This is a genomic window from Sphingosinicella sp. (assembly GCF_013911755.1).
GTDB lineage: Bacteria > Pseudomonadota > Alphaproteobacteria > Sphingomonadales > Sphingomonadaceae > Sphingosinicella.
In genome coordinates, this window is the sequence record NZ_JACESP010000023.1 from 51277 (window position 1) to 68145 (window position 16869).

Consider the following 16869-nt stretch of genomic DNA (forward strand, 5'->3'; position numbering starts at 1 on the left):
CGGCGCGATGGCGCGATCAAGAGGGCTATTCGGCGCTGGCGAGCCGTGTGGCATCCTCGCGGCTGCTGTCGCCAGGCACGACAAAGCGCACTTTCCGCGTCGCGAAGTCCACCGCCACCTGATCGAAGGCGCGGAGCGTGTTCATGCCGAGCAGCATTGCCGGGCGTCTATCCAGACCGAGCTGACGGAAAACCGGCAGGTCGGCGAAGGCGATCGGCATACCGGTGAGCGTCACGCTGCCGAGGCGCATGTCGTTCACGACAGCGATCTCGGCGGGAACGGTGCCGCCCGCGACATCATAAAGCGTCGTGGGGAGCAGCAGGTCGGTCTTGCCGCGCTTCACCGCCGCCTTGCGCATCGCGAGATTTCCGACGCTGTGCTCGGCGCCGGTATCGATCACCACCGCGACCTTGCGGTGGCCGATGGCGGCGTCGGCAAGGATGAGGCGGCCGAGGCGGCTGCGCGCGCGGATGACGATGGTGTCGCCGTCGTCCGCCTTGAGTTTGGGGGTATCCGCGGCAGGGGTCACCACGATCTTCTGCTGCGCGAAATCGATGAGGATCGCTTTGGATTGCAGGCTGTCGATGCCGAGCAGGCCTTCCGCGCCGAGGTTGCCGCGCTTCAGGATCGGCGCCTGCACGTTGCGGACGGGCGTACTCGTGACCGACAGCGACGGCACCGTCACGGTCTGGAAGCGCTGGGCGCCGCTGATGCTGTGGACTTCGGCGCTGCCTGTGCGGCCGAGGCCGAGCGTGTTCGCCAGTTCCTCCGACAGCACGGTGCGCTCCGCGCCGGTATCGACGACGAAATTGAAGGGGCCTTGCCCGCCGATGCTGACCGGCACGGTCATGCGGAGGGATTTGTCGGCGCCGAAATCGACGGCTTCGCTCGCAGGCGGCGGCGATGCCGGTTCGGTGGTTCCGGCGGCTAGCAGAACGGCAATTGCCAAGGCGTTCATGACGCGATCTCCCCGGCGGCGATTCTACGCTATATCGCGGCGTTCAACAACGACGCTCGTCGACGTGCATCGCCTCTTGAGCGAGCGCTTCCGCCTCGATGAGCAAAGCTTCGTCGGCAAGGCCCTGCGCGACGCTCTCGCGGCCGATCATCACGAGGACCGGAACGGCGAGCGGTGAGACGCGGTCGAGGCGCTTGTGGACGATACTGCTCGCGGCGCGGTCGAGCAGGTTCGCGAGGCGGGCGACGTCGGTCAGCCGCAGCCGCGCGTCCTCCCACGCGGCGCGCAGCAGCATGTGGTCGGGCTCGTATTTGCGGAGCACGTCGTAGATGAGATCGGTGGAGAAGGTGACCTGACGGCCGGACTTGCGCTTGCCCGGATGCTGGCGCTCGATGAGCCCGCCGATCACCGCGACCTCGCGGAACGCGCGCTTCAGGAGGTGCGAGGTCTGCACCCACTCGGCAAGCTCATCCTCCAGAATGTCGGGCGAGAAGAGCGGGGCGGGGTCACGCACGTCCTTCAGGCCGTAGACGCCGAGCGCGTAATCGTTCGCCACGAAGCCGGTCGGCTGCAGGCCCAGCGTTTCCATGCGGCGGGTGAGCAGCATCCCGAGCGACTGGTGCGCGTTCCAGCCTTCGAAACTGTAGGCGATCATGTGATGAAGGCCTTCGTGCGGGAAGGTCTCGATCAGCAACTCGCCCGGCTTCGGCAGCACGGAGCGGATCTGCTGCACCTCCAGCCATTCGGCGACGTCTGCCGGGAAGCGCTGCCACTCGGTAGGATCGGCGAGGAAGCCGCGCACGCGGTCGGCAAGGTGCGTGGAAAGCGGCAGACGCGCGCCCATGTAGCTCGGGATCATCGCCGCGCGGCGGGTGGCGCTGACGATGAGGTCGGTGTCGATGATGCGCTCCACCTCCAGCGCGAGGCCTGCGAAACGGAACGTGTCGCCGGGCGAGAGGGTGGAGGCGAAATACTCCTCGACGCGCCCCAATGTGCGCCCGTTTCCGAAGCGCACGTCGAGCATGGGGGCCTCGACAATGATGCCGGCGTTCAGCCGGTGCTGCTTCGCGAGGGTGGGGTGGCTGACGCGCCAGCGCCCGTCCGGGTTCTGCGTCAGGCGCTTGTAGCGATCGTAGGCGCGCAGGGCGTAGCCGCCGTCCGCCACGAAGTGCAGCACGCGGTCGAATTCCTCGCGCGTGAGCGCGGTGTAAGGCGCGGCGCGGCGGACTTCGCCGAACATCGCATCCGCATCGAAGGGCTCGGCGCAGGCGCACGCCATCAGGTGCTGCGCGAGCACGTCGAGCGCGCCGGGGCGCCACGGCTCGGTATCGAGTTCGCCCGCGTCGATGGCGTCGAGCGCGGCGCGGGCTTCGAGATATTCGAAGCGGTTGCCGGGCACGACGATCGCCTCGCTCGCCTCGTCGAGCCGATGGTTGGCGCGGCCGATGCGCTGGATCAGGCGCGACGAGCCCTTGGGCGCGCCCATCTGGATGACGAGATCGACGTCGCCCCAATCGACGCCAAGGTCGAGGCTCGCGGTGCAGACGAGCGCGCGCAGCCGCCCGTCCGCCATCGCGCCTTCGACCTTCTGCCGCGCCTCCTTCGAGAGCGAGCCGTGGTGGAGGCCTATGGGGAGCGTGGCTTCGTTCACCGCCCAGAGGTCGTTGAACACCAGCTCGGCGAGACTGCGCGTGTTGCAGAAGACGAGGGTGAGCCGGTGCCGCTCGATCTCGCGGTAGACCTGTTCCGCCGCGTAGCGGCCGGAGTGGCCGGACCACGGCACGCGCCCCTCGGGCGTCAGTATCTCGATCTTCGCTTTCGCGCCGGGTTCGCCCGCGACGAGCGCGACGTTTTCGCCGGGCGCAAGCCAGCGGCGGTAGTCTTCGGGGTCGCCGATCGTGGCGGACAGCGCGACGCGACGCACGCCCGGCACGACCGCCTGCAGCCGCGACATGGCGAGCGCGAGCAGGTCGCCGCGCTTGCCGCTCGCGAAGGCGTGGACCTCGTCGATCACGATGGTCTTGAGCCCTGCAAACATGCGCGCATTGTCCGGGTAGGAGAGCAGCAGCGAGAGCGACTCGGGCGTCGTCAGCAGGATGTGCGGCGGCGCGGCGCGCTGGCGGGCTTTCTTGTCGGAAGAGGTGTCGCCCGTGCGCGTTTCGACGCGGATCGGCAGGCCCATCTCTGCGATCGGGGTGAGCAGGTTGCGTTCCACGTCCGCCGCGAGCGCCTTCAGCGGCGAGACGTAGAGCGTGTGCAGGCCTTCCGATGGGTTCTGCACGAGATCGGCGAGCGTCGGCAGGAAGCCCGCGAGCGTCTTGCCTGCGCCGGTCGCCGCCACGAGCAGCGCGTGCTGTCCGGCTTCGGCGGCAGTGACCATCTCCGCCTGGTGCCGCCGCACGCGCCAGCCGCGCGCGGTGAACCAGCGGGTGATGACGTCGGGAAGAGCGGGGAGCATCAGGAACCATGATGCAGCGCCGATGGCGGCAGCGCAAATGCATCATTTTATCCGGGTAATATTGACAGAGTATTTTTACCCGGGTAAATCGCGGCGCATGGAACAGGAACATTACACGGCGTTCCGGGGCGACACGAAGTGCGCGTCGGGACCGCTTGCCGACGTGGCGCTCGCCCTGAAACGGGGCGGGGCCGACAATGTGCTGATCTTCAATGACGGGACCGGCGCTGAAACCGATCTCGATTTGCGTGGAACGGAGGCCGAGGTCACCGCACGGTACGCGCCGCCGTCCGCCCCGCCCGGGCGACCGAAGCTCGGCGTCGTCGCGAAGGAGGTGACGCTGCTGCCGCGCCACTGGGACTGGCTGAAAACGCAGCGGGGTGGGGCGTCGGCTGCGCTGCGTCGGCTGGTCGAGGAGGCCGCGCGGGATAGTCGCAGCGTTGCGAAGGCGGCGGCGGAGGCCGCCTATCGTTTCATGTCTGCGATGGCAGGCAACCGGGAGAATTTCGAGGAGGCGGCGCGCGCGCTGTTCGCGGCGGACGGCGTGCGGTTCGCTATGCTTACGGAAAACTGGGCGGAGGACGTGCGTGCCCACGCGCGGCAGCTCGCCGCTCCGGCCCTTGTCGATTGAACGCGATCAGCGCGCCTGTTCGAGCAGCACTTCGGCGACCTGCACGGCGTTGAGCGCCGCGCCCTTGCGTAGATTGTCGCCGACGACGAACAGCGCGAGGCCGTGCGCCACGGTCGGGTCATTCCGCACGCGGCCGACGAACACGGGGTCCTTGCCCGTGGCTTCGAGCGGGTTCGGGACGTCGGTTACGACGACGCCGGGCGCGGCTTCGAGCAGCTTCAGCGCGTCGGCGACCGGGAGCGGGCGTTCGAACGCCACGTTCATCGAAAGCGCGTGGCCGCTGAACACGGGGACGCGCACGCAGGTGCCGGAGACGGTGAGGTCCGGCAGGCCGAGGATCTTGCGGCTTTCGTCGCGGAGCTTGGCTTCCTCCTCGGTGTAGCCGTCCTCGCCGAGCACATAGTTGAGCGGCACGACGTTGAAACCGATCGGCACGGCCCATTTGCGAGGCTGGCCGAGATCCACGGCGGCGCCGTCGCGCGCCAGTGCGTCGCTGCCGGATGCGCCCGCGACGATCTGCTCGTGCAGTTCCTCGACGCCCGCCATGCCGCCGCCCGAGACGGCCTGATAGGTGCTGGCGACCAGGCTCTTCAGGCCCGCCGCCGCGTGCAGCGGCTTCAGCACGGGCATGGCGGCCATCGTGGTGCAATTGGGGTTGGCGATGATGCCCTTGGGAATATCGCGCAGCGCTTCCGGGTTTACCTCGGCAACGACGAGCGGCACGTCGGGGTCGCTGCGCCACGCCGAACTGTTGTCGATGACGACCGCGCCTGCCGCCGCCGCTTTCGGCGCGAGCGTGCGCGAGGTGGAACCGCCCGCCGAGAAGAACACGATGTCGAGACCCGCGAAATCGGCGGTTTCGGCATCCTCGACGACCACGTCGTTGCCACGGAAGGGGATGGTCTTGCCGCTCGACCGCGCGGAGGCGAACAGGCGAAGCGCGCCGATCGGGAAATCACGCTCGGCAAGGATTTCGCGCATCATGCCGCCGACAAGGCCAGTGGCGCCGACGATGCCGACATTGGGTCGGGCGGGAAGGGGTTTGGTCATGGAACTGCGTCTCCTGTTTAATGGCAGAGGCGCGGGGAACGTGGCTTTGGAAGGTTCCAGGCCGCCCCGCGCTTCGGCGGGGCTCTGTCCTGCTGGCTTGCCGGTTAAACCGTCAGCACAAACAAGACCGCCCCGCGTGCGCGGACCGGCTTGGTGCTAATCGTTTTAATCTTCATGGACATCGGGGCGGGCGAATAGCAGCCTCGAACAGCCTCGTCTAGCTCTGTTCGAGGCCGATCCATTTCTCGACCACGGGCCGTTCCCAGGCCTCCAGCGCGTCGATGAGTGCGGCCGGCGTTTCGACAACGGCGAGCATTCCCCGGTGCTGCGGGCGCACGAATTTCTCGGCGGCCATGTGATCGAGGAAGCCTGCAAGCTGATCGTAGTAACCTGCGACATTCAGAAGTCCGCACGGCTTTTCGAAGATGCCGAGCTGGCTCCACGTCCAGACCTCGAACAGCTCCTCGAGCGTGCCGACGCCGCCGGGGAGCGCCGCGAAGGCATCGGCGCGGCGGGCCATTTCGGCCTTTCGCTCGTGCATCGAGCCGGTGATGACAAGCTCGGTGAGGCCGTGGTGCGCGACCTCGTGATCGACGAGCGCCTGCGGGATGACGCCCACCGCCTCGCCGCCCGCCGCGATCACGGCATCGGCAAGCGCGCCCATCAGGCCGATGGACGCGCCGCCGTAAACGAGCCGAATGCCGCGCTCGGCCATTGCCGTGCCGAGCGCGCGGGCGGCATCCGCATAATCAGGGCGTAGACCCCGGCTGGAGCCGAGGAACACGCACAGGCTGGAAATCCGCCTCAGGCGAAGATCTCCTCAAGGAACAGCAAGGTGGCCTGCCACGAGCGGCGGTCGGCGATCTCGTTATACTGTGCGCCCTCCGCACGGGCGTTCATGCCCTTCGCGGTGAAGGCGTGGACGGTGTCGCCGTAGGCGTTCAGCTGCCACTTGGCGCCCGCGTCCGTCAGTTCCTTTGCGAGCGCGAGCACGTCCTGCGGCGGCGCGAGAGGGTCTTCCCAGCCGTGGTGGACCTGCACCTGCGCGTGGATCGGTCCCTGCGGCCCGAGGTTCGGCGGCGGGTAGACGCCGTGGAACGACACGACACCGGCCACATCCTTCGTGCCGCTGCGGGCAACGTCGAGCGCACAGAGGCCGCCGAAGCAGAAGCCGATGACGGCAATGCGCGACGGATCGGCCAGGGGATGCGCCTTTGCGAACGCCACCGCAGCCAGCAGCCGGTCGCGGAGCAGCGCGCGATCGGCCATCAGCGGCGACATCAGGGCGCTGTTGTCCGCGCCCACCGTGCCGCGCACGCCTTTGCCGTACGTGTCGATGGCGATACCGACATAGCCCGCCTCGGCGAGCAGATCGGCGCGCTCGCATTCGTGGTAGCACTGCCCGGCCCATTGGTGCGCGACGAGGACGACAGGGCGTTTGTCGGTGCCGCCGGTGTGGGCGACATGGGCCTCGAACGTCGTACCTGCGTGCGAATAGTCAGCCAAATTCGTTTCAACCTTGCTCATCATTTCACCTCGATCGGTAGTCCAAGGGTTTTCAGTTGCGGTTCCACCTGCCGCCGGTCGCCGACGACGACCCAGAGCAGCTTGTTCACGTCGATATTGGCTTTCGCCGCAGCGGCCAACTGTTCGCGGGAGAGCGCGTTCAGCTTCGCGGCGTAGGTCACCTGATAATCGTCCGGCCGCTTCAGGCGGGCGTTCGTCTGCAGCGCATCGAGCACGGCGGACGAGGATTCGTAAGCGCCCGGCAGGCGGCCGGTGAGGAACGCGAGCGTCGATTTCATTTCCTCGGGCGTGATCGGCTTGTCGGTGACGTAGGCCGTGATGTCCTTGCGAAGCTCGGTGAGCGCGGCGCCGGTCTTGTCCGCCTGCACGGGCGCGAACACGTAGAAGGGCATCTGCTCCGAGGTTTGCGAGATCGCGGTGGAGACGCCGTAGGACCAGCCCTTGTCCTCGCGCAGGTTCATGTTGAGACGCGAGGTGAACACGCCGCCGAGCGGGGTGTTCACAGTGGTAAGCGCGAGGTTGTCGTCCGTACCCTTGTGCGCGAGCGGGTAGCCCGCGAGGATGAACGACTGCGGCGAGCCCGGACGGTCAATGAGGATGATCTTGCTCGCGGCGGGCGCGGTTGCGGTGGTGAAGGTTTTCGTACCCTTCGGCGTGGCCGGCGCGGACCACGTGCCGACTGCCTTTTCAAGGAGCGGCACGAGCTGGCCGATGCTGGTCGCACCCGACGCGAAGATCGTGGCGTTGTCGGGCCGGAGCCATGTCTGGTGGAAGCTGACGAGATCGTCGCGCGTGACCGCCTTTACGCCCTCCACGGTGCCCGAGCCGGTGAGCGGCACGCCATAGGGGTGCGCGGTGCCGTAGATGAGCGGAGGCAGCAGGCGCAGCGCGAGCGTCTGCGGCTGGCTCTCCTCCTGCGCGATGCCGGCGATCTGGATGCCGCGCACGCGCTCAAGCTCGGCGGGGTCGAACTTCGGGTTGCGGATGATGTCCGCCCAGAGATCGAGCGAAGGGGCGAGGTTGGTGGTGAGCGCGGAGAGCGAGATTTCGGTGGTATCGTTGCCAGCGCTCGCGCCGATGTTGGCGCCGAGACGCTCTTCCTCCTCGGCGATCTGGATGGCGGTGCGCTTCGTCGTGCCTTCATCGAGGAGCGAGAGCATCAGCGACTGCGTGCCCAGCTTGTCGCGCGCGTCGGCGGCGTTGCCCGCATCGAACACCATCGAGAGGTTGACGACCGGCACGGTGTCGCGCTTCGCGAACACGACCTCGATGCCGTTCGAGAGCTTCGCGCGCTCCACGGCGGGAAATTCGAGCGCAGGGGCGCCGTCCACCGGCGGCAGCTTCGAGCGGTCGATGCCCTTGCCCGCGGCCTGCTGCAGGCTGCCGTAGGGATAGACGGTGAGCTGATAGTCGCCCTTCGAAATCCACCGCTTTGCAGCATCCTGCACGCTCGCGGGCGTGGCGTTCACATAGGCGGAGAGGTCTTTCTTGAACTGGTGCGGATCGCCCGAATACAGCTCGCCCTCAGCGAGCGTCACCGCCTTGCCGCCGAAGCCGCCGACAGCTTCGAGGCCGCGGATCGTGCCCGAAACGGCGCGCATCGCGACGCGGCCGACTTCGTCCTTCGTCGGCCCCTTGGCGAGGAAGTCGGCGAGAAGCTGATCGAGGCGCGCGTTCACCGTGTCCGCGTTCACGCCCGGCTTCACGTCCACCTCGATCTGCAGCAGGCTGACGGCCTCGAAGGGTTGCACGTAGCCGGACACGCCGATGGCGAGCTGCTTGTCGCGGACGAGATCCTTGTAGAGGCGCGAGCTGTTGCCGCCGCCGAGCGTTGCCGCGGCGATCGAGAGGTTCTGCGCGTCCGCGTCATTGAGGCCGGGCACCGCCCACACGCGGTAGATGCGCGTGTTGGAGACCTGATCCTCCATCGTCTCGCGCACGGTTTCGCTGCGTTCCGGCACCCACGCGCGCAGGCGGCGCTCGACGGCGGGTCCGGCGGGGAGGTCGCCGAAATATTTCTCGACCAGCGGCTTCGCGGTCGCGGCGTCTATGTCTCCAGCGAGGACGAGCACGGCGTTGTTGGGCCCGTACCATGTGCGGAACCACGTCTTCACGTCTTCGAGCGAAGCGGCGGAGAGGTCCGCCATCGAGCCGATCGTCGAGTGGCGGTAGGGGTGGCCTTCGGGGAACAGGCCTTCGAGGATGCGGTATTCGGTTTTGCCGAAGGGCTGGTTGTCGCCCTGCCGCTTCTCGTTCTGCACGACGCCGATCTGGTTCGTGAGCTTGGTCTGGTCGATGGCGCCGAGCAGATGCCCCATGCGATCGGATTCGAGGAACAGGATGCGCTCGAGGCCGGGGGTGGGCACGTTCTGGAAATAGTTGGTGCGGTCGAACCACGTCGTGCCGTTGTAGCTCGTCGCGCCCATTTCCTGCAGCGCCACGAACCAGTCGTGGTTGTAGTTTTCGGTGCCGTTGAACATCAGGTGCTCGAAGAGGTGCGCGAAGCCGGTCTTGCCCGCGGGCTCGTCCTTCGAGCCGACGTGATACCAGATGCTGGTCGCGATGATCGGCGCCTTGCGGTCGGTATGGACGATGACGCGCAGGCCGTTTGCAAGCGTGAAGCGCTCGTAGGGAATATCGACCGCCGAAACGAGCGCGGGGTCGGGGCCCGTGCTTTTCGGGGCGGCGAGGGCTGGTGCGGCGGCGCCGAGCGCGAGCGCGACGGCGGTTCCGAGGAACAGGGATTTCATGATGTGGCGAAGCTCCGGCGTTGCTGCGGCGGTCATGCCAAACGCATACGGCGTCGGGCGCGATGCGGCAAGCCGAGGCGCTTGCACTCGGGCTAGGCGGCTTCTATCAAGGCGCCGCTTTCGTACCGGCCGGTTCCGGCCGGGTTGTTTTCGTGAACGTCAAAGAAGGAACAGGCGCCAGACCATGGCCCGGATCGTGATGAAATTCGGCGGCACGTCGATGGCGGGTATCGAACGTATCCGCAATGTCGCGCAGCGCGTGAAGCGCGAGGTGGATGCCGGGAACGAGGTTGCCGTCGTGGTGTCCGCCATGGCGGGCGAGACCGACCGGCTCGTCGGCTTCTGCCGTGAGGCCGCGGCGCTGCACGATACGGCGGAGTACGACGTCGTCGTCGCCTCCGGCGAGCAGGTGACGTCGGGCCTACTGGCGATCACGCTGCAGGCGATCGGGGTGCCCGCGCGCAGCTGGCTCGGCTGGCAGCTTCCCATCCGCACGTCGGACGCGCATTCGACCGCGCGCATCGGCGACATCGATACCACCGCCGTGCTCGCAGACATGGCGAAGGGCCGAGTGGCGGTGGTTCCGGGTTTCCAGGGTGTGACCGATGACGGCCGTGTCACCACGCTCGGTCGCGGTGGTTCGGATACCAGCGCGGTCGCGGTCGCGGCGGCGCTGAAGGCCGACCGCTGCGATATCTATACCGATGTGGATGGTGTTTACACCACCGATCCGCGTATCGTGCCGAAGGCAAAGAAGCTTCATTCGGTGACGTTCGAGGAAATGCTCGAACTCGCGAGCGTCGGCGCGAAGGTGCTGCAGACCCGTTCGGTCGAGCTCGCGATGAAGGAAAAGGTCAAGGTGCAGGTGCTGTCGTCGTTCACCGACGCGCCCGGCACCTTCGTTGTGGACGAGGAAGAAGGCGTGGAACAGGAACTCATCACCGGCATCGCGTACAACCGCAACGAGGCGCAGGTCACGGTGACCGGCGTGCCCGACACGCCGGGCGTCGTCGCGCACATCTTCGAGCCGCTGTCCGCCGCGAACATCAACGTCGACATGATCGTGCAGAACGTCGCGCGCGAAAGCGGACGGACGGACGTGACCTTCACCGTACCGCGCACCGAGCTCGCCCGCGCGATGGACGAGCTGACCAAGGCCAAGGATGCGATCGGCTACGGCGCGCTCGAAGCCGTGGACAACGTCTGCAAGGTTTCCGTCGTCGGCGTCGGCATGAAGAGCCACGCGGGCGTCGCGCTCACCATGTTCAAGGCGCTCGGCGACCGCGGCATCAACATCAAGGCGATCACGACGTCCGAGATCAAGATTTCGGTACTGATCGCCGAGGAATACACTGAGCTTGCCGTGCGCGTGCTGCACACCGCCTATGGCCTCGATGATACATCCGAGCCTGCCGGGGCTGCTGCGTGAGCGGCGGCCGTGATCGCCTCGATGCGCTGATGGCGCGCGGCTGTGCCTTCCTTGGCACACGCTATGCGATCATGGCCGGTGCGATGACCTGGGTTTCGGAGCGGAATCTCGTTTCCGCGATCTCGAACGCCGGCGGCTTCGGCATGATCGCGTGCGGCGCGATGGACCCGGCGCGGCTGCGCGAGGAAATCGTCGCGACACGCGCGCTGACGGACAAGCCGTTCGGCGTCAACCTCATCACGATGCACCCCGCGCTCCTCGACCTCATCCAGGTCTGCGCGGAGGAGAAGGTCGGCCATATCGCGCTCGCGGGCGGGATTCCCTCTGGCCCGGCGATTGCGGCGGTGAAAGCGGCGGGCGCCAAGCTCATCTGCTTCGCGCCCGCGCTCGCGTTCGCGAAGAAGCTGGTGCGTTCGGGCGTCGATGCGCTCGTCATCGAAGGCACTGAGGCGGGCGGCCACGTTGGCCCTGTTTCCACGACAGTGCTGGCGCAGGAAATCCTGCCCAACATCACCGACGTGCCCGTGTTCGTCGCGGGCGGCATCGGCCACGGCGAGGCGATCGCGGCGTTCCTTGAAATGGGCGCGGCGGGCGTCCAGCTCGGCACGCGCTTCGTCTGCGCGACCGAGAGCGTGGCGCATCCGAAGTTCAAGCAGGCGTTCATCCGCGCCGCCGCGCGCGACGCCGTGGCGAGCGTGCAGATCGATCCGCGGCTGCCGGTGATCCCCGTCCGCGCGCTCAAGAACGCGGGGACCGAGGCGTTCACCGCCAAGCAGCGCGAGGTCGCGGCGCTTCTCGACGCGGGCGCCGTGGATATGGACGCCGCGCAGCTTCAGATCGAACATTACTGGGCGGGCGCGCTGCGCCGCGCTGTGGTAGAGGGAGACGTCGAGAACGGTTCTCTGATGGCGGGCCAGTCCGTCGGCATGGTGAAGCGCGAGGAACCGGTGCAGGCGATCATCGACGAACTGGTCAGCGAGGCGGCGGCGGCACTCGCGCGGCGCGGCGCACAGGCTGCATGAACGCCGAGAGAAACGTCTCGGCAACCAGCGCCGCGCGCGAAATCCTGCGGCGCCTTCACGATGTCATGGCGACAAAGGCGGGCGCGCAGGCGAAGCTGAACCGCGTCGTCGATATTGTCGCGGGCGCGCTCTCGTCCGAAGTGTGCTCGGTGTATCTGCTGCGCGACGGTGTGCTCGAACTCTTCGCGACGCGCGGCCTTGCGCAGTCCGCCGTGCATGTCACGCGGCTTGCGGTGGGCGAGGGCCTCGTCGGCACGATCGCGAAGACGCGCGAACCGCTGAACCTCGCCGAAGCGAAGGCGCACCCGGACTTCGCCTACAAGCCGGAAACGGGCGAAGAGAGCTTTCACAGCTTTTCAGGCGTGCCGATCATCCGGCAGGAAACCGCGATCGGCGTGCTTGCCGTGCAGCATGTCGATCCGCGCGAATATGCCGACATCGAGATCGAGGCGCTGCAGACGACGGCGATGGTGCTCGCGGAACTGATCGCGTCGGCGGGTCTCGTCGATGACCAGACCGTGCAGCAGGCGCGCGAGCGCGAGAGCCGCCCGGCCCGCATGACCGGCCTGAAGCTCGTCGACGGCGTCGGGCGCGGGCAGGCGGTGTTCCACCAGCCGCGCGTCATCGTCGAACATACGGTTGCCGATGACATCGAAGCGGAGCGCAGACGCGTCTATGCCGCTTTCGAGATGATGCGCGAGCAGATCGACAACATGATGGGCCAGGCCGAGTTCGCGGCGCCCGGCGATCATGACGAGATCCTCGAGACCTACAAGATGTTCGCCTACGACGAGGGCTGGTCGCGGCGGATCAACGAGGCGATCGATACCGGCCTTACCGCCGAGGCGGCGATCGAGCGCGTGCAGATGAAGACGCGCTCGCGAATGCGTGCCACGAAGGACCCGTTCTTTCAGGAGCGGCTGCACGACCTCGACGATCTTTCGAACCGCCTGCTGCGCATCGTTTCGGGGCAGATGGACACGGCGGCGAAACGCGGCCTGCAGCAGGACATGATCCTGATCGCCCGCAACCTCGGGCCTGCCGAGCTTCTGGAATACGACAAACGTTTCCTGCGCGGCGTGGTGCTGGAAGAGGGTTCGCTCACGGCGCACGTCACCATCATCGCGCGGGCGATGGGCATTCCCGTGCTCGGGCGCGTGAAGGACTTGCGCACCACGGTTTTCGAAGGCGATCCGCTGCTGCTCGATGCGCAGCGCGGCGCGCTGTTCGTGCGGCCGAGCGAGCCGGTCGTCCACCAGTTCGAAGAGCAGGTGGCGCTGAAGGCACGACGTCAGGCCGAGTATGCGAAACTGCGCGATCTTCCCGCCGTGACGGTGGACGGCGCGCGCATCACGCTGATGATGAACGCGGGCCTGCGTTCGGACATGGAAGCGCTCGACATCACGAATGCGGACGGTATCGGCCTGTTCCGCACCGAGTTCCAGTTCCTCGTCTCGGCAACGCTGCCGCGCCGCGAGCGGCAGACGCAGCTTTACAAGGCCGTGCTCGACGCCGCGGGCGACCGGCCGGTGACGTTCCGCACGGTCGACATCGGCGGTGACAAGGCGGTGCCCTACATGATGGGCGACACCGTGGAGGAGAATCCGGCGCTCGGCTGGCGCGCGCTTCGGCTCGCGCTTGAGCGCGAAGGCCTGATGAAGGTGCAGGCGCGCGCGCTCATCGACGCGGCCGCAGGGCGCACGCTCCGCCTGATGTTTCCGATGGTTTCTGAACCATGGGAATTCGACGAGGCACGCGCGCTCGTGGAGGCGCAACTCTCGCGCATGGTTGCGCGCGGCCATCCCGTGCCGAAGAAGATCGAGTTCGGCTGTATGCTCGAAGTGCCTGCGCTGGCGGAAGCACTCGATCTCCTGTTGCCGCGCATCGATTTCCTGTCGATCGGCACCAACGATCTCACACAGTTCCTGTTCGCGGCCGACCGTGCCAATCCCAAGCTTGCCGACCGCTACGATTGGCTTTCGGTATCGCTGCTGCGCTTCCTGAAGCGCGTGTCGGATCAGGCGCGTGCCGCCCGGCGTCCGGTTACCGTGTGCGGCGAGATGGGCGGGCGCCCGCTCGACGCGCTGGCGCTGCTCGGCATCGGCATCGAGCGCCTTTCGATCACGCCGGCGGGGATCGGCCCGATGAAGGCGATGATCCGGTCGCTTGCACTTGCGCCGCTCCAGCATGAGATGGAGGGGTGGCTGCGCCGGGGTATCAACATTCGCACGGCGCTGACGGAATACGCATCGAGCCGCGGCATTGCCGTTGGGTGAGGTCGTGCCGCGACGAAGCGCGTTGACACTGGCGAAGCCGCGCGCGAACGTGGCAATTGGGCGAGTTGGCGTCTGTTCGGAGGGTTTTGGTGAGCGACGAGCTGGAAACGCAGGACGGTATTGATCTCGGCGGCTCGCGCCACGTCGGCGACGTGCTCAGAGCGAGACGCCTGGAACTTGGCCGGGAGCTGGCCGACATTGCCCACCAGACCCGCGTGCCCCTGCGGCATCTGACCGCGATTGAAGAGGGCAAACACGATACACTGCCGGCGCTGCCCTACACGATCGGTTTCGTGAAGTCTTACGCGCGCCTCCTCGGGCTCGATCCGGATACGACGGCCGAACAATTCCGCCGCGAAACGACGAAACCCGACCGGGTCGTCCCCACGATGGATCATGAGCCGATCGAAGATGTGCGCGTGCCGACGCGCGCCGCGGCGCTGCTCGGTATCGTGCTGCTCGGCGTTGTCGTCCTAGCCGTCGCCGCGTGGGGCCTTGGCTGGTTCGGTGGCGACGAGACGCCCGTGGTGGCGGAAGCGCCGGCGGGATCGGATGATGGCGCGACCGTTGCAGTGGATACGCCGCCGACGCCCGGGCCCGCTGTGCCTGAAGCGCCTGCTGCCGACGCAGCAGCGGTTCCCGCCGACGCATCAGCGACTGCGGCCGCGACGCCCGCGCCCGCAGCGCCGACGGGCGGCGCGATCGTCGTCACCGCGCGCGAGGACGCGTGGGTGAAGATTTACGAGGTCGGCTCCGGCCGCTCCGTGTTTCAGGGCGTGATGGCGGCGGGCGACCGCTATGAGGTTCCGGCGGATCGGCAGGATCTGCTGCTTTGGACCGGCCGCGCTGGTGCGCTCGACGTTACGGTTGGCGGCACGGCGATACCGCCACTCGGCGCCGCGACGCAGACAGTTCGCGACGTGCCGCTGACGGCGACGGGTCTCGCTGCGCGGGCGCAGCCGCGTCCAGAGTGATGCGCTTCAGTTTCGGGCAAGGGACGGGCTGCTAGGCTCGGCCCTGCGTTCATCAATTGTCGGGAAAATCATGATGAAATTCAAATCCTTGCTCCTTTTGACCTTGCCGCTGCTGCTCCCCGCGCTGCCCGCCGCCGCGCAGCAGACCGCCCAGCAGGTGGAAGGCCGGGTGAAGAAGCTGGAAAGCGAAATGCGCGCGGTGCAGCGCAAGGTGTTTCCGGGCGGGTCCAAAGAGTATTTCGAGGCGGAAATTCAGGCGCCGGCGGCGCCGGTGACGGCGCCCGGCGTGCCCGCGTCCAACCCATTGAGCGACCTTTCCCGCCGCGTCGATTCGCTTGAAAGCCAGCTCACCACGCTGACCGGTCAGATGGAGGAAAACAGCTTCAAGGTGCGGCAGCTCGAAGCCGCGCTCGAGAAGTTCAAGACCGACGCCGAGTTTCGCCTGACGACGCTGGAAGGCGGTGCGCCGCCTGCTGCGCCGGGAGCGGCCGCTGTGCCTCCTGCGGCTGCAGCGCCTCAGCCGGCCGTGGCGGCCGCGCTGACGCCCGAGCAGGAATACAATGCCGCATACGGTCTCGTGACCGCGAAGGACTATCCGGCGGCGGAAAAGGCGCTCTCCGCCTTCATCGCGAAGAACCCGAAGCACGCGCGCGCCAGCAATGCGCAATATTGGCTGGGGCGCACCTATTTCGCGCAGAACCAGCCCGTGCAGGCGGCGCGTACGCTGCTTGAAAACTACCAGAAGCGCCCTGAGGGCGAACGGGCGCCGGAAAGCCTGCTGTGGCTCGGCAAGTCGCTGATGGCCTTCTCGCCGCCAAGCCCGCAGAAAGCGTGCGAGGCTTACGATCAGCTGGAAGCGAGCTACGGCAAGACGCTCTCGCAATCGCTCCGCACGCAGCTCGTGGATGCCCGCTCGGCTGCCCGCTGCGGCTGATCCCCGCCTGACGCCGGAGCGCTTCCGCGCGGCGGTCGAGACGCTGGCGCCTGATCTTCACGGCAAGGTCGGGCTTGCTGTCTCCGGCGGGCCGGACAGCCTTGCGCTGCTGCTTCTCGCGTGCCGGGCCGGGTTCGACGTGGTTGCGATCACGGTCGATCACGGCCTGAGGCCGGAGGCGGCGGAGGAAGCGCGCCGGGTTGCGGCGCTCTCGGGCGAATTGGGTGTGCCGCACGAAACGCTCACGGTCGACGTTCCGCGCGCTGCGAGCGTGCAGGCCGCGGCGCGTGCGGCGCGCTATGCCGCGATGGCGGGCTGGTGCGATGCCCATGGCGTCCGCTGGCTGATGACCGCGCACCATGCCGACGATCAGGCCGAAACGCTGCTGATGCGCCTGTCGCGTGGCAGCGGGCTTGGCGGTATGGCGGGAATCCGCGCCCGGCGTACTGTGGAAGGGCACGCCGTCACGCTGCTTCGCCCGCTGCTCGGCGCGCGCAAGGCGGATCTCGTCGCGCTGGTGGCGGAGGCGGGCATCACGGCGGTCGATGACCCCAGCAACCGCAGCGACGCCTACGACCGCACGGCGGTGCGGGCACTGCTCGCAGGCGGCGGCATCGACATCGCGGGCGCAGCCGCCACCGCAGCGCATCTGGCGGAGGCGGAAGCCGCGCTCCAGTGGACGGCGGACGAGGCGTGGGCGGGGCGTGCAAGCGTTTCGGGCGATGCGCTCGCGCTCGATACGCGCGGGCTTCCCGCCGAGCTGGTCCGGCGGCTCGTGCTCAGGGCTTTTCGCGAGATTCGAGGCGTCGAACCCGATGGCCCGGCGCTCCAGCGCCTGCTCGCCGGGGGTGGGGGCACTC

Annotated in this window: 13 protein-coding genes; 7 read left to right on the forward strand and 6 right to left on the reverse strand. The window is 67.6% G+C overall.

Annotation, left to right across the window (positions count from 1 at the left end; all coding sequences use genetic code 11):
• Positions 1-25: 25 nt before the first annotated feature.
• Together H2052_RS14715 and H2052_RS14720 are read right to left on the reverse strand one after the other, a co-directional pair.
• Positions 26-958, reverse strand: a complete 933-nt coding sequence (locus tag H2052_RS14715) for a retropepsin-like aspartic protease (protein ID WP_293783159.1) — start codon at positions 956-958, stop codon at positions 26-28.
• Between the two features lie 43 nt (positions 959-1001).
• Positions 1002-3416 (reverse strand): ligase-associated DNA damage response DEXH box helicase, encoded by a 2415-nt coding sequence (locus tag H2052_RS14720; protein WP_293783162.1) that lies wholly within the window; start codon positions 3414-3416, stop codon positions 1002-1004.
• A gap of 97 nt (positions 3417-3513) precedes the next feature.
• Here H2052_RS14720 and H2052_RS14725 point away from each other — a divergent pair, with 97 nt between their 5' ends.
• The gene (locus tag H2052_RS14725; RefSeq protein ID WP_293783166.1) at positions 3514-4047 is read left to right on the forward strand and encodes a DUF2239 family protein; all 534 of its coding nucleotides are present in this window, start codon (positions 3514-3516) and stop codon (positions 4045-4047) included.
• Between the two features lie 6 nt (positions 4048-4053).
• On the opposite strand, the gene H2052_RS14730 is transcribed toward H2052_RS14725, so the two are convergent.
• The 4 genes from H2052_RS14730 to H2052_RS14745 form a co-directional block, all read right to left on the reverse strand.
• Positions 4054-5097 carry an aspartate-semialdehyde dehydrogenase gene (locus tag H2052_RS14730; protein ID WP_293783169.1) on the reverse strand — a complete coding sequence of 348 codons (1044 nt, stop codon included), beginning with the start codon at positions 5095-5097 and terminating at the stop codon, positions 4054-4056.
• 217 nt (positions 5098-5314) lie between these two features.
• Positions 5315-5881 (reverse strand): TIGR00730 family Rossman fold protein, encoded by a 567-nt coding sequence (locus tag H2052_RS14735; protein WP_293783173.1) that lies wholly within the window; start codon positions 5879-5881, stop codon positions 5315-5317.
• Between the two features lie 20 nt (positions 5882-5901).
• Positions 5902-6624, reverse strand: a complete 723-nt coding sequence (locus H2052_RS14740; RefSeq protein WP_293783176.1) for a dienelactone hydrolase family protein — start codon at positions 6622-6624, stop codon at positions 5902-5904.
• A complete protein-coding gene (locus H2052_RS14745; protein WP_293783179.1) occupies positions 6624-9410 on the reverse strand; it encodes a pitrilysin family protein in 2787 nt (928 codons plus the stop codon). Before H2052_RS14745 ends, H2052_RS14740 begins: the two co-directional genes overlap by 1 nt.
• Before the next feature lie 148 nt (positions 9411-9558).
• On the opposite strand from H2052_RS14745, the gene H2052_RS14750 reads away from it, so the two are divergent.
• From H2052_RS14750 to tilS, 6 genes are all read left to right on the forward strand, one after another.
• Positions 9559-10803, forward strand: a complete 1245-nt coding sequence (locus H2052_RS14750; RefSeq protein WP_293783182.1) for an aspartate kinase — start codon at positions 9559-9561, stop codon at positions 10801-10803.
• 29 nt (positions 10804-10832) lie between these two features.
• Positions 10833-11825 carry a nitronate monooxygenase gene (locus tag H2052_RS14755; protein WP_293783209.1) on the forward strand — a complete coding sequence of 331 codons (993 nt, stop codon included), beginning with the start codon at positions 10833-10835 and terminating at the stop codon, positions 11823-11825.
• Positions 11822-14101, forward strand: coding sequence for a phosphoenolpyruvate--protein phosphotransferase (ptsP, locus tag H2052_RS14760; protein ID WP_293783185.1), 2280 nt, complete (start codon positions 11822-11824; stop codon positions 14099-14101). Before H2052_RS14755 ends, ptsP begins: the two co-directional genes overlap by 4 nt.
• A gap of 89 nt (positions 14102-14190) precedes the next feature.
• Positions 14191-15075 carry a helix-turn-helix domain-containing protein gene (locus H2052_RS14765; protein WP_293783188.1) on the forward strand — a complete coding sequence of 295 codons (885 nt, stop codon included), beginning with the start codon at positions 14191-14193 and terminating at the stop codon, positions 15073-15075.
• A 73-nt stretch (positions 15076-15148) separates the two neighbouring features.
• Positions 15149-16009: a tetratricopeptide repeat protein gene (locus H2052_RS14770; RefSeq protein WP_293783191.1), complete on the forward strand. Its 861-nt coding sequence runs from the start codon at positions 15149-15151 to the stop codon at positions 16007-16009.
• On the forward strand, positions 15981-16869 hold an 889-nt coding region (gene tilS, locus H2052_RS14775; protein WP_293783194.1), incomplete at its 3' end, for a tRNA lysidine(34) synthetase TilS. The genes H2052_RS14770 and tilS, both read left to right, overlap by 29 nt.